Origin of the sequence: Pseudomonas sp. UC 17F4 (assembly GCF_900101695.1) — a bacterium.
Classification (GTDB): Bacteria; Pseudomonadota; Gammaproteobacteria; order Pseudomonadales; family Pseudomonadaceae; genus Aquipseudomonas.
The window spans coordinates 2104857-2117608 of sequence record NZ_FNKV01000001.1; the positions used below are offsets into that span (position 1 = coordinate 2104857).

The window sequence follows — 12752 nt, forward strand, 5'->3', positions numbered from 1 at the left end:
CGCTCCTACAGGGAGCGGGCCTTCAGGCGCTTATTGGCAGGCTTCGCAATCCGGCTCGTCGATCGCGCAGGCCTTTGGTACCGGAGCAGGGCCGGCTGGCGCTGCCTGTACCGGGGCGCTGTCGCCACCGCTGGAGACGGCGTTGAGCTTGCCGGTGTTGATGGTCGACTTCTCGGTGCTGGTCGCGGCCAGGGCACGGAGGTAGTAGGTGGTTTTCAGGCCACGGTACCAGGCCATGCGGTAGGTCACGTCGAGCTTCTTGCCCGAAGCGCCGGCGATGTACAGGTTCAGCGACTGGGCCTGGTCGATCCACTTCTGGCGACGGGAGGCGGCATCGACGATCCACTTGGTTTCCACTTCGAAGGCGGTCGCGTAGAGGTCTTTGAGCTCTTGCGGAATGCGCTCGATCTGCTGCACCGAACCGTCGTAGTACTTCAGGTCGTTGATCATGACCGAGTCCCACAGGCCGCGGGCCTTGAGGTCGCGAACCAGGTACGGGTTGATCACGGTGAATTCGCCCGAGAGGTTCGATTTCACGTACAGGTTCTGGTAGGTCGGCTCGATGGACTGCGATACGCCGGTGATGTTAGCGATGGTCGCGGTCGGCGCGATGGCCATGATGTTCGAGTTACGAATACCTTTTTGTACGCGGGCACGCACCGGCGCCCAGTCCAGGGTTTCGTTCAGGTCGACGTCGATGTACTTCTGGCCACGGGCTTCGATCAGGATCTGTTGCGAATCCAGCGGCAGGATGCCTTTGGACCACAGCGAGCCCTGGAAGGTCTCGTAGGCGCCACGCTCGTCGGCCAGGTCGCAGGACGCCTGGATGGCAAAGTAGCTGACCGCTTCCATCGACTTGTCGGCGAACTCGACGGCAGCGTCGGAGCCGTAAGGGATGTGCTGCAGGTACAGCGCGTCCTGGAAGCCCATGATGCCCAGGCCGACCGGACGGTGCTTGAAGTTCGAGTTACGCGCTTGCGGCACCGAGTAGTAGTTGATGTCGATCACGTTGTCGAGCATGCGCACGGCGGTGTTGACGGTGCGCTGCAGCTTGGTGGTGTCCAGCTTGCCATCGACAATGTGGTTCGGCAGGTTGATCGAGCCCAGGTTGCAGACCGCGATCTCGTCCTTGTTGGTGTTCAGGGTGATCTCGGTGCACAGGTTCGAGCTGTGCACCACGCCCACGTGCTGCTGCGGCGAACGCAGGTTGCACGGGTCCTTGAAGGTCAGCCATGGGTGGCCGGTCTCGAACAGCATCGAGAGCATCTTGCGCCACAGGTCTTTGGCCTGGATGGTCTTGAACACCTTGATCTTGTTGTACTCGGTCAGGGCTTCGTAGTACTCGTAGCGCTCTTCGAAGGCCTTGCCGGTCAGGTCGTGCAGGTCTGGCACTTCCGATGGCGAGAACAGGGTCCACTTGCCGTCATCGAAGACGCGCTTCATGAACAGGTCAGGGATCCAGTTGGCGGTGTTCATGTCGTGGGTACGACGACGGTCATCACCGGTGTTCTTGCGCAGCTCGATGAATTCTTCGATGTCCAGGTGCCAGGTTTCCAGGTAGGCACAGACAGCGCCCTTGCGCTTGCCACCCTGGTTAACGGCGACGGCGGTGTCGTTGACCACTTTCAGGAACGGCACGACGCCCTGGGATTTACCGTTGGTGCCCTTGATGTAGGAGCCCAGTGCACGCACAGGGGTCCAGTCGTTGCCCAGGCCACCGGCGAATTTCGACAGCATGGCGTTGTCGTGGATCGCGTGGTAGATGCCCGACAGGTCGTCCGGCACGGTGGTCAGGTAGCAGCTCGACAGCTGTGGACGCAGGGTACCGGCGTTGAACAGGGTCGGGGTCGAGGCCATGTAGTCGAAGGACGACAACAGGTTGTAGAACTCGATGGCACGGGCTTCTTTGTCTTTCTCTTCCAGTGCCAGGCCCATGGCCACGCGCATGAAGAACACCTGAGGCAGCTCGAAGCGTACGCCATCCTTGTGGATGAAGTAGCGGTCGTACAGGGTCTGCAGGCCCAGGTAGGTGAATTGCTGGTCGCGCTCGTGGTTGATCGCCTTGCCCAGTTTTTCCAGGTCGAAGTCGGCCAGGGCAGGGTTGAGCAGTTCGAACTCGACACCCTTGGCGATGTAGGCAGGCAGGGCCTTGGCGTACAGCTCGGCCATTTCGTGGTGGGTGGCGCTCTCGGCGACTTCGAGGAAGCCCAGGCCTTCGGCGCGCAGGGTGTCCATCAGCAGGCGGGCGGTCACGAACGAGTAGTTCGGCTCGCGCTCGACCAGGGTACGGGCGGTCATCACCAGGGCGGTGTTGACGTCGGTGAGGGCCACGCCGTCGTAGAGGTTCTTCAGGGTTTCGCGCTGGATCAGGTCGCCATCGACTTCGGCCAGGCCTTCGCAGGCTTCGCTGATGATGGTGTTCAGGCGGTTCATGTCCAGTGGCGCCAGGCTGCCGTCGGCGCGGGTGATGCGGATGCTTGGGTGCGGCTGCACGCCGGCGTCTTCGGCGTGGCCACGGGTGGCACGCTCCTTGGCACGCTGGTCGCGGTAGATCACGTAGTCACGGGCGACTTTCTGTTCGCCGGCACGCATCAGGGCCAGTTCGACCTGGTCCTGGATTTCTTCGATGTGGATGGTGCCGCCCGAAGGCATGCGACGCTTGAAGGTCGCGGTGACTTGTTCGGTCAGGCGGGCAACGGTGTCGTGGATGCGCGACGAGGCGGCGGCGGTGCCGCCTTCAACTGCGAGGAACGCTTTGGTGATGGCCACGGTGATCTTGTCATCGGTGTAGGCGACGACAGTGCCGTTACGCTTGATCACGCGCAGTTGGCCCGGAGCGGTGGCAGCCAGATCCTGGTTCGAATCAGCGGCCTGCGGCGCCAAAGCCTGCGGGTTCTCGCGAGTTGTGTCGGTTTGCATGGGTGTCTCCACGTTCTCTAAGTATGTTTAGGCGCTTTGTGAGCGCCAACCGTTCCGTCCGAAAGCCCAACAACCGACCTTGAGGGCGCGCAGGAACGAGCGTTCCGGCATGCCGCACAGGTCGGGCATACTCACTTCGGGACAGTTCAGGAATTAGGGCAAATGCTTGCCGCTCCCTGGCCGAAGTCAAAGGTCTTGAATCTACGACTCAAAACTGTTGCTGTCGGGTGTGCCGATGGCTTGCAACACCCGTACCCGAAACAACACCCTCCAAGGGTTTGCAACGGAAGCCTGCGCAGGAGCGGTTTGGCTGCTGATCTCTTCTAAAGTTCCAGCAAAAAATCTAGCCGTTGAGGGCTTGAGTTCTCTGCTTGACTTGTGCTTGGGAATTTCAGGAAACCCCAAGATGTAGTGTTTTGTTTCGCTTGGGATACAAGATAATGCGGTCTTGGGGGTAATGCAAGGTCGCGGTCTGTGGATAACTTGTGCGTATTTTGTGAGTGATTTCACTCAACCCCTTGTAGGCCGCGTCTTAGCGCGCAATGACCGCCCGTCACCGATTTTTTCGCGGGGCAAAGGGTCGCAGGCGGATTTTGCGGGCGCGAACCCTATCACAAAAAATCGGCTTGTCCGAGCGCCTTGCCCACTGGTTTTTTACTGCGGGTAACGGCGGTTGGCAGGCGCCGGTACCCGACGTAGTATCCGGGGCCAATGTTGCCTTTTGGTGATCTGGGCACTCTTTATAACAACAAGCTGTTGAGGTGAGCCGTGGAGCAGAGCAGTCGGGTATTGATCGTCGAGGATGACCAGCGGCTGGCTGACCTGACCCGTGAATACCTGCAGGCCAATGGCTTTGTCGTGGACGTGGAGGGCGATGGCGCCCGGGCGGCGGCGCGAATCATCGCCGAGCAGCCCGACCTGGTGATCCTCGACCTGATGCTGCCTGGCGAGGACGGCCTGAGTATCTGCCGCAAGGTGCGCAAGCAGTACCCCGGGCCGATCCTGATGCTCACCGCGCGCAGCGACGACCTCGACCAGGTCCAGGGCCTGGACCTGGGCGCCGACGACTACGTGTGCAAACCGGTGCGCCCGCGCTTGCTGCTGGCGCGTATCAACGCCCTGCTGCGGCGCAGCGAGGCTGCGGCCGAGCCGCAAGTACCGCAAGCTTTGCAGTTCGGCCCGTTGCGGGTCGATAACACCTTGCGCGAGGCCTGGCTGTACGACAGCGGCATCGAACTGACCAGCGCCGAGTTCGACCTTTTATGGCTGCTGGTAAGCAACGCCGGGCGCACCTTGTCGCGCGAGGAGATCTTCACCTCCCTGCGCGGCGTCGGCTATGACGGCCAGGACCGCTCCATTGATGTGCGTATTTCGCGCATCCGCCCGAAAATAGGCGACGACCCGGAGCACCCACGGATGATCAAGACCATCCGCAGCAAAGGCTACCTGTTCGTTCGTGAAGCGGCCCAAGCCATGGGCCAGGTGCCATGAACTCGATCTTTTTGCGCATCTATGGCGGCATGCTCGCCGCCCTGGTGCTGGTGGCGGTGCTTGGCGTGCTCAGCCTGCACCTGCTCAACGAGGTGCGCGCCGGCCAGTACCGCGAACGCCTGGCCCACGGCACCTTTACCCTGATGGCTGACAACCTGGCGCCGCTGGATGCTGTCGAGCGCAAGCGCGCGCTGTTGATCTGGGAGCGCCTGCTGGGGATTCCCCTGGAGTTGCAGGCGCTGAGCAGTACTGCGCTGGACGGTAGCCAGCGCAGCGGCTTGCAGCGTGGGCAGGTACTGGTCGAGAAGACCGGCCCGCACGCGGCCAAGGTGCTGCGCCAGGTCGGTGATCAGGATTTGCTGCTGGTCGGTGAAGTGCAGCAGATCAGCGAGCAACTGGCCCGCGCCACTATTTATCTGCTCGCCGATGAACTGGTGCGCTACCCGGTGGCCGAGCAGCCCCAGCGCCTGGCCGCCCTCAAGCAGAGCAAGGGTTTTGGCTTCGACCTGCGCCTGCAGCGGGTCAATCAGACCGACATGGACGAAGACCAGCGCCGGCGCATCGATGAAGGCGACACGGTGATGGCCCTGGGCAAGGACGGTGACTCGATCCGCGTGTTCGCCGGCCTGGTCGGCACGCCCTGGGTACTGGAAATCGGCCCGCTGTACCAGATGAACCCCTATCCGCCGCAGTTGCTGGTACTGATTGCGGTGCTGGGCCTGTGCCTGATCGGCCTGATCGTCTACCTGTTGGTGCGCCAGCTGGAGCGGCGCCTGTCGGGGCTTGAGGCCGCGGCAACGCTGATCGCCCAGGGCAGCCTGGAAACCCGCGTGGCGGCCGACGACGCCGACTCGGTCGGGCGCCTGGCCGCAGCGTTCAATGGCATGGCCGAACACCTGCAGCGCTCGCTGACCATCCAGCGCGAGCTGGTGCGGGCGGTGTCTCACGAGCTGCGCACGCCGGTTGCGCGCTTGCGCTTTGGCCTGGAGATGATCGCCAGCGCCAGTAGTGACCAGGCCCGGGACAAGTACCTGACCGGCATGGACGGCGATATCCAGGACCTCGACAAGCTGGTCGATGAGATGCTCACCTACGCGCGCCTGGAGCAGGGCGCGCCGGCCCTGCATTTCCAGCGCGTCGACCTGGATGCCTTGCTCGACCAGGTGATCGCCGAGCTGGCGCCGCTGCGCCGCGAGGTGCGGGTGCTGCGCGGTCCCTGCCAGGGCGGCGAAAAGGGCCCGGACGGGCAGGGGCCGTGGGTCGAGGCCGAGCCGCGCTACCTGCACCGGGCGCTGCAGAACCTGGTCAGCAATGCCATGCGCCACGCCGAATCACAGGTCAGCCTCAGCTATCAGCTGGGCCTGCAACGGTGCCGGATCGATGTCGAGGACGATGGCCCCGGCGTGCCGGAAAGCGTCTGGGAGCGCATCTTCACCCCCTTTACCCGCCTCGACGACAGCCGCACGCGTGCCTCTGGCGGGCATGGCCTGGGCTTGTCTATCGTGCGGCGGATCATTTACTGGCATGGCGGGCGGGCGTCTGTGGGGCGCAGCGAGCGCCTGGGCGGCGCCTGCTTCAGCCTCAACTGGCCGCGCAACCAGGACGGCGCATGAGTTCGCCGATCACCCTGCGGGCGTTGCTCGACGAAACCCGCTTCGATGCCTTGCTGCTGGCATTGTATGGCCCCGAACTGATGCCAGCGCAGCGGCCGGTGCTGGTCTCGCAGTGGTCCAAGTACTATTTCGCGCTGCTCTGGCGGACGTTGCGCGAGGGTGCAAGCCTGGCGGCTTTCAGCCAGACATCGCTGCTGCTGGATGAGCGCGGCTTGCCGCTTGCGCTGATCGCCGACGGCGCCCCCTGCCAGGACTTGCTGGCTGAGCATCTGCAACCGCTGGTTGCGCGCCTGGCCGAGCGGGGCGCGCTGGCAACGGCGGTGTTGTGGGGCAATGCCGGTGATTGCCTGGATCAACTGCTGCAAGGCAGTGGCGACAGCTCAGGCTTGCAGGTGCTGCTGTCAACGCCCGGCAGCCCTTTGTATGCCGCCGTCAGCCAGGATGCTCGAGGACGGCGTCGGCGCCGCACCTGCTGCCTGAGTTACAAGGTCAACTGGGTCGGGCATTGCGAGCATTGCCCGTTGCTGCCCTGAAACTCAGACGCTGATCAGGCTCAACAGCTGGTCATCCTGCAGGCAGAACTGCCCCTCAAGCTCCCGGCCGTGGTGCCAGTGCGCCGACAGGTCGGTCAGCAGGCGCAGGCGCGCATGGCCGTCTGCGGACCACTCCAGCACTTCGGCATGCTCGAAATAGAAGCGCTGCTTGACGATCGGGTAGAGCGCCTTGAACAGGCTTTCTTTCAGCGAGAAGGTCAGGGTCACGGTCAGGCCCACCTGGCCGGGGTCCATACGCTGCAGTTCGGCGTCGGTAAGAATCTCCCGGGCCAGGCGTTCGGCGCGCTCGTCGCTGAGCAGGCATTCCTGGTCCAGGCCCAGGCCCTGGCAATCGCTGCTGCGCGCCACCACGGCGGCGGCCCAGCCTTTGCCGTGGGTGATCGAGCCGCAGATGCCGGCCGGCCAGATCGGCGCGCGGTCTTCATCGGTGCCGGGGACATAGTCGCGGCCATCGAGCTGCATCAAGGCGGCGCGGGCACACACCCGGCCGGCCAGGTACTCGGCCTGGCGCTTGGCCACCGAGCGTTGCAGGCTGGCGGTTTGCTCGATACCGGCGCGAGCGAAGTCGTCGCTGGCAAGCAGGGCGGGGTCGAACGGGCAACTGACCAGGATCGCGCCGGGGACCGGACGCGGCAGGGGCCAGTGGTGCAGGAGCGGGGCGCAGCAGGTGGGCAGTCGGTTCATGGCCGGTATTGTGCCGTGGCTGCTGCCAACGTGTCACGGTATAGGCGCGGGCTTGCCTCGCGCTAGCGGCGTGTCTGTCACACCGCTAGCGCGGGGCAAGCCCGCTCCTGCCGGGGGTCAACCTTTAGTGAAGATCTTCTTGAAGAACGCCTGCAAGTCCGCCCACGAGCTTTCATCCGCCGCCTTGTTGTAGCCAATATCCGGCCCGCCATGCTCGCCATGGCTGAGGCGGTCGGCATCGGGGTTGGTAAAGCCGTGCTTGGCCCCGGGAATGCTGACGAACTCATAGGTCGCCCCGGCTGCGTCCATTTCTTCCTTGAATTTCTCCACCTGCTCCGCGGTCACCATGCTGTCGCTGGCGCCATGCTCTACCAGCACTTTGGCCTTGACGCTGCCCGCTGTCGCCGGCGTGTTGGTGACCAGCGCACCATGGAAGCTGGCCACCCCGGCCAGCGCTTCACCACGGCGCGCGGCGTCGAGCACCACCTTGCCGCCGAAACAGTAACCGATGGCGGCGATCTGCTCTTTATCGGTCTGTGGCTGAAGCTTGAGCAGTTCAACCCCGGCATCGAAGCGCTCGGCTGCCGCGCTCGGGTCTTTCAGCGCGGCAGCCATGAACGCCTGGGCATCGGCCGGGTGCTCGGTGTGCTTGCCGTCGCCATACATGTCGATGGCCAGGGCGCTGTAGCCAAGCCCGGCAAGGTCGCGGGCGCGGCGCTTGGCATAGTCGTTGAGCCCCCACCATTCATGCACCACCACCACGCCCGGGCGTTTGCCCTCGGCGGCGTCGTCGTAGGCGTAATAGCCGACCAGGCGCTTGCCATCGGCATCCTGGTAGGGAATCTCACGGGTTTGCACCGCCGCCTGGGCCAGGCTGGCGGCACCGATCAGGGCCAGAGCGAGCAGACAACGCATGGTCGTACTCCTTGATTGCAGTCGGTTTTGCTCTCAGTGCAGCTGTTCAGCCGAGGTTCAGCCAGGGTTCAGCGGCGGTTCAGGAGGGCTTGCTTACTCTAGCTTCCACACCAACACAGTGCATCACCTGGAGTACCACACGATGAAAAAGCTCAACACCCTGCTGCTCACCGTTGCTTTCCTTGGCGCCAGCGCCGCCGCCCAGGCCGCTGACACCACCTTCGCCGGCGTCACTTATGGTCAGACCAGCGACAAGATGAAAAAGTCCGGCCTGTTGACCCGCAACACTGATCACCTGAACACCGACGGTATCATCAGCAAGGACAGCACCTACGGCATCCGCGTCGGCCAGATGAACGACCAGGGCCGCTACTACCTGACTTATGACAACGTCTCCAACGACCACAGCGGCCTGAAAGTACGCCAGGAAAACCTCCTGGGCAGCTACGACATGTTCTACCCGCTGGGCAACACCACCAAGCTGTTCGGTGGCGCCAGCGCCGGCCTGACCAAGATGAGCATGGAATCCTCCGGCTACAGCCGCGACACCGACACCGGTTACGCCATCGGCCTGCAGGCCGGCGTACTGCAGCAAGTCAGCGACAATGCTTCGGTTGAACTGGGCTACCGTTACCTGCGCAGCAACGCCAGCACCGAGCTGTCCGAGCATGACGGTCCGAAAGTCGGCAGCCTGCGCCTGAACAGCAGCGCCCAGACCTACCTGTCGGCCAACTACGCGTTCTAAGTCGCCTGGCGATGTCCGAACCGGCCTGCATGCGCACGGCCGGTTCGCTGTTATTCTGCATTCGTCTACAAAATTGACTGGCCAATGAAGGCCGGCACGGGTCTGGAGGAGCGTATGAAACTGCTGGTGGTCGAGGATGAGGCACTCTTGCGTCATCACTTGTACAGCCGCTTGACGGAAAGCGGGCATGTGGTCGAAGCGGTGGCCGATGCCGAGGAGGCCCTGTACCAGGCCGAGCAGTTCAACCATGACCTGGCGGTGATCGACCTGGGCCTGCCGGGCATGAGCGGGCTCGACCTGATCCGCCAATTGCGTTCCCAGGGCAAGAGTTTCCCGATCCTGATCCTCACCGCCCGTGGCAACTGGCAGGACAAGGTCGAAGGCCTGGCCGCCGGCGCCGACGACTATGTGGTCAAACCCTTTCAGTTCGAAGAACTCGAAGCCCGTCTCAACGCCTTGCTGCGCCGCTCCAGCGGCTTTACCCAGTCGACCATTGCCGCCGGTCCCCTGGTGCTCGACCTCAATCGCAAGCAGGCCACCCTCGACGAACAACCCCTGGCGCTGACTGCCTATGAATACCGCATCCTCGAGTACCTGATGCGTCATCACCAGCAGGTGGTGGCCAAGGACCGCCTGATGGAGCAGCTGTACCCGGACGATGACGAGCGCGACCCGAATGTCATAGAGGTGCTGGTCGGCCGCCTGCGGCGCAAGCTTGAGGGCAGCAACGGCTTCAAGCCGATCGATACCGTGCGCGGCCTGGGTTATCTGTTCACCGAGCGTTGCCGATGATCCGTTCGTTACGTCTGCGCTTGATGCTGGCGGCTGCGGTGCTGGCGCTGCTGTTCATGCTCGGCTTGCTGCCGGCCTTGCAGAAGGCCTTCAGCCTGGCCTTGCAGGAATCGATCGAGCAGCGCCTGGCCTCGGACGTCACTACCTTGATTTCCGCCGCGCGCATCGAGAAAGGCAACCTGCAGATGCCGGTGCTGTTACCCGACGAGAAATTCAACCTGCCCGACAGCCGCCTGCTCGGCTACATCTACGACCGCCAGGGCAACCTGGTGTGGCGCTCACGGGCCACGGCGGATGAGAACATCAACTACACCCCGCGCTACGACGGGCGCGGCAACGAGTTTGCGCGGATTCGCCAGGACAACGGCGAGGAGTTCTTCGTCTACGACGTCGAGGTCAAGCTGCTTGGCGGCAAGACCGCCGCCTTCAGCATCGTCGCCCTGCAACCGGTGCGTGAATACCAGCACACCCTCGACGGCCTGCGCGAAAAACTCTACCTGGGCTTTGGCGCGGCGTTGCTGGCGTTGCTGGTGCTGCTCTGGGCCGGCCTGACCTGGGGCCTGCGTTCGCTGCGGCAGATGAGCCGCGAGCTTGATGATGTCGAATCCGGTGCCCGCGAAGGCCTGAGCGGTGAGCACCCGCGGGAGTTGCTGCGCCTGACCGATTCGCTCAACCGCCTGCTGCGCAGCGAACGCGAGCAGCGCCGGCGCTATCGGGATTCGCTCGGGGACCTGGCCCACAGCCTGAAAACCCCGTTGACCGTGCTCCAGGGCGTCAGTGAGAGCATGGCCCAGCGCCGCGAAGACCGTGAGCAGGCGCGGGTGCTGCAAAGCCAGATCGAGCGCATGAGCCAGCAGATCGACTACCAGTTGCAGCGCGCCAGCCTGCGCAAGAGCGGCCTGGTGCGCCACCAGGTGCAGTTGCGACCATTGCTCGACAGCCTGTGCAGCACCCTGGCCAAGGTCTACCGCGACAAACATGTGCACATCAGCGTGGACGTGCCGGCCAACGCCATGGTGCCTATGGAGCAGGGCGCCTTGCTCGAGCTGCTCGGCAACCTGCTGGAGAACGCCTACCGCCTGTGCCTGGGCCAGGTTCGCATCAGCCTGCAGGCCAATGAGGCACAGGTGGTGCTGTGCATCGAGGACGACGGCCCGGGCGTGCCGCCCGACCAGCGCGAACGCATCCTCCAGCGTGGCGAGCGCCTCGACCGGCAGAACCCGGGGCAGGGCATTGGCCTGGCGGTGGTCAAGGACATCATCGAAAGCTACGACGCCACCCTGACCCTCGATGACTCGCCGCTGGGCGGTGCGGCCTTTCGCATCCGTTTTGAGCTGGAGCGAAATACCTAGGCGGATTACCGCCATCATTGTCACAAACCTTTGCATGGCGTGCGGAAATCCGCCAACCCCAGCCCCTCGACCTGCAACCTCTTTGTGCATCGCAGCCCCGTAAAACCGGGGCTTGCACCGTTAAAGCGCATTTTGGCATCGGGCTTGCTATGGACTCATCAGAGTTCTGCCAGGCAGCTCGACACAACAAATCCCTCCAGTGCAGGAGGGTTCGCGCTTTAGGTACCCCGCATCCTGGGAAGGATGAGCCGGTACCCTTGAGGAATTAGCCATGACGACGCGTCAGCCACTGTACAAATCGCTGTATATCCAGGTGTTAGTAGCGATCACCATCGGTATCCTGCTGGGCCATTACTACCCTGAAACCGGCGTGGCCCTGAAGCCACTGGGTGACGGGTTCGTCAAACTGATCAAAATGGTCATTGCTCCGATCATCTTCTGTACCGTGGTCAGCGGCATCGCCGGCATGCAGAACATGAAGTCGGTCGGCAAGACCGGTGGCTACGCGCTGCTCTACTTCGAAATCGTCTCGACCATCGCCCTGATCATCGGCCTGGTGGTGGTCAACGTGGTCAAGCCGGGCGCCGGCATGCACATCGATGTCAGCACCCTCAACGCCAGCAGCGTGGCCGCTTACGCCGCCGCCGGCGCGCAGCAGACCACCGTCGGCTTCCTGCTCAACATCATCCCCAACACCGTGGTCGGCGCCTTCGCCAACGGCGACATCCTGCAAGTGCTGATGTTCTCGGTGATCTTCGGCTTCGCCCTGCATCGCCTGGGTGCCTATGGCAAGCCGTTGCTGGACCTGATCGACCGCTTCGCCCATGTCATGTTCAACATCATCAACATGATCATGAAGCTGGCGCCGGTCGGTGCATTCGGTGCCATGGCCTTCACCATCGGCCAGTACGGCGTCGGTTCGCTGGTGCAACTGGGCCAGCTGATGATCTGCTTCTACGTCACCTGCGTGCTGTTCATCCTGGTGGTGCTCGGCGGTATCGCCCGCGCCCACGGTTTCAGCATCCTCAAGCTGATCCGCTACATCCGTGAAGAGCTGATGATCGTCCTCGGTACCTCCTCCTCGGAGTCGGCGCTGCCACGCATGCTGACCAAGATGGAGCGTCTGGGCGCGAAGAAATCCGTGGTTGGCCTGGTGATCCCGACCGGCTACTCGTTCAACCTCGACGGCACCTCGATCTACCTGACCATGGCCGCGGTGTTTATCGCCCAGGCCACCGACACCACCATGGACATCACCCACCAGATCACCCTGCTGCTGGTGCTGCTGGTGGCTTCCAAAGGTGCTGCCGGCGTTACCGGTAGTGGCTTCATCGTCCTCGCCGCAACCCTGTCGGCCGTTGGCCACCTGCCGGTTGCCGGCCTGGCGCTGATCCTTGGCATCGACCGCTTCATGTCCGAAGCCCGCGCCCTGACCAACCTGATCGGCAACGCTGTGGCCACCGTGGTCGTGGCCAAGTGGGTCAAGGAACTGGACGAAGACAAGCTGCACGCCGAGCTGGCGTCCGGCGGCTCGCCGCTGACCGACACCCGCCCGATGGATGACCTCGGTGTGGCTGAAGGCCCTGCTCGCTAACCGGCAGGCGCTGTAATGCAAAAAGCCCATCTTTGGATGGGCTTTTTTGTGTCTGGGGGGGCTTCATCGTGGGGCAAGCCCGCTCCTGCAGAT

10 protein-coding genes are annotated in these 12752 nt (G+C 63.4%); 7 read left to right on the forward strand and 3 right to left on the reverse strand.

All coding sequences use genetic code 11. The features are described from left to right. Positions 1-30 precede the first annotated feature (30 nt). Positions 31-2919, reverse strand: coding sequence for a ribonucleoside-diphosphate reductase subunit alpha (locus BLR26_RS09745; protein ID WP_045195612.1), 2889 nt, complete (start codon positions 2917-2919; stop codon positions 31-33). Between the two features lie 768 nt (positions 2920-3687). On the opposite strand from BLR26_RS09745, the gene BLR26_RS09750 reads away from it, so the two are divergent. From BLR26_RS09750 to fhuF, 3 genes are read left to right on the forward strand one after another with little or no spacing between them, the layout of a single operon-like run. Next, positions 3688-4410, forward strand: a complete 723-nt coding sequence (locus BLR26_RS09750) for a response regulator (protein ID WP_045195610.1) — start codon at positions 3688-3690, stop codon at positions 4408-4410. Next, positions 4407-6023, forward strand: coding sequence for an ATP-binding protein (locus BLR26_RS09755; RefSeq protein ID WP_093380250.1), 1617 nt, complete (start codon positions 4407-4409; stop codon positions 6021-6023). The genes BLR26_RS09750 and BLR26_RS09755 overlap by 4 nt, the downstream gene beginning before the upstream one ends. Continuing rightward, on the forward strand, positions 6020-6556 hold the full coding sequence (gene fhuF, locus BLR26_RS09760) for a siderophore-iron reductase FhuF (RefSeq protein WP_093380253.1): 537 nt from the start codon (positions 6020-6022) through the stop codon (positions 6554-6556). Before BLR26_RS09755 ends, fhuF begins: the two co-directional genes overlap by 4 nt. Before the next feature lie 3 nt (positions 6557-6559). Here the strand turns inward: fhuF and BLR26_RS09765 are convergent, their stop codons facing one another. Next, positions 6560-7261: a 4'-phosphopantetheinyl transferase family protein gene (locus BLR26_RS09765; RefSeq protein ID WP_093380256.1), complete on the reverse strand. Its 702-nt coding sequence runs from the start codon at positions 7259-7261 to the stop codon at positions 6560-6562. Positions 7262-7378: 117 nt separating this feature from the next. Continuing rightward, a complete protein-coding gene (locus BLR26_RS09770; RefSeq protein ID WP_093380259.1) occupies positions 7379-8176 on the reverse strand; it encodes a dienelactone hydrolase family protein in 798 nt (265 codons plus the stop codon). Positions 8177-8318: 142 nt separating this feature from the next. Here BLR26_RS09770 and BLR26_RS09775 point away from each other — a divergent pair, with 142 nt between their 5' ends. The 4 genes from BLR26_RS09775 to BLR26_RS09790 all read left to right on the forward strand — a co-directional run bounded on the left by BLR26_RS09775 (position 8319) and on the right by BLR26_RS09790 (position 12659). Continuing rightward, positions 8319-8921 carry an outer membrane protein gene (locus tag BLR26_RS09775; protein ID WP_045195603.1) on the forward strand — a complete coding sequence of 201 codons (603 nt, stop codon included), beginning with the start codon at positions 8319-8321 and terminating at the stop codon, positions 8919-8921. Positions 8922-9035: 114 nt separating this feature from the next. Further along, entirely contained in the window at positions 9036-9713 is a 678-nt protein-coding gene (locus tag BLR26_RS09780; protein ID WP_045195602.1) for a response regulator, read from the forward strand. Then, positions 9710-11065 carry an ATP-binding protein gene (locus tag BLR26_RS09785; protein ID WP_093380262.1) on the forward strand — a complete coding sequence of 452 codons (1356 nt, stop codon included), beginning with the start codon at positions 9710-9712 and terminating at the stop codon, positions 11063-11065. Before BLR26_RS09780 ends, BLR26_RS09785 begins: the two co-directional genes overlap by 4 nt. Positions 11066-11336: 271 nt before the next feature. After that, positions 11337-12659: a dicarboxylate/amino acid:cation symporter gene (locus BLR26_RS09790; RefSeq protein WP_045195599.1), complete on the forward strand. Its 1323-nt coding sequence runs from the start codon at positions 11337-11339 to the stop codon at positions 12657-12659. Positions 12660-12752 lie beyond the last annotated feature (93 nt).

Excerpts from the sequence above, each read along its gene's own strand:
- BLR26_RS09755 (WP_093380250.1), top strand. The coding sequence starts at position 4,407 with ATGAACTCGATCTTTTTGCGCATCTATGGCGGCATGCTCGCCGCCCTG.
- BLR26_RS09765 (WP_093380256.1), bottom strand. The coding sequence starts at position 7,261 with ATGAACCGACTGCCCACCTGCTGCGCCCCGCTCCTGCACCACTGGCCC.
- BLR26_RS09775 (WP_045195603.1), top strand. The coding sequence starts at position 8,319 with ATGAAAAAGCTCAACACCCTGCTGCTCACCGTTGCTTTCCTTGGCGCC.
- fhuF (WP_093380253.1), top strand. The coding sequence starts at position 6,020 with ATGAGTTCGCCGATCACCCTGCGGGCGTTGCTCGACGAAACCCGCTTC.
- BLR26_RS09780 (WP_045195602.1), top strand. The coding sequence starts at position 9,036 with ATGAAACTGCTGGTGGTCGAGGATGAGGCACTCTTGCGTCATCACTTG.
- BLR26_RS09790 (WP_045195599.1), top strand. The coding sequence starts at position 11,337 with ATGACGACGCGTCAGCCACTGTACAAATCGCTGTATATCCAGGTGTTA.
- BLR26_RS09745 (WP_045195612.1), bottom strand. The coding sequence starts at position 2,919 with ATGCAAACCGACACAACTCGCGAGAACCCGCAGGCTTTGGCGCCGCAG.
- BLR26_RS09770 (WP_093380259.1), bottom strand. The coding sequence starts at position 8,176 with ATGCGTTGTCTGCTCGCTCTGGCCCTGATCGGTGCCGCCAGCCTGGCC.
- BLR26_RS09785 (WP_093380262.1), top strand. The coding sequence starts at position 9,710 with ATGATCCGTTCGTTACGTCTGCGCTTGATGCTGGCGGCTGCGGTGCTG.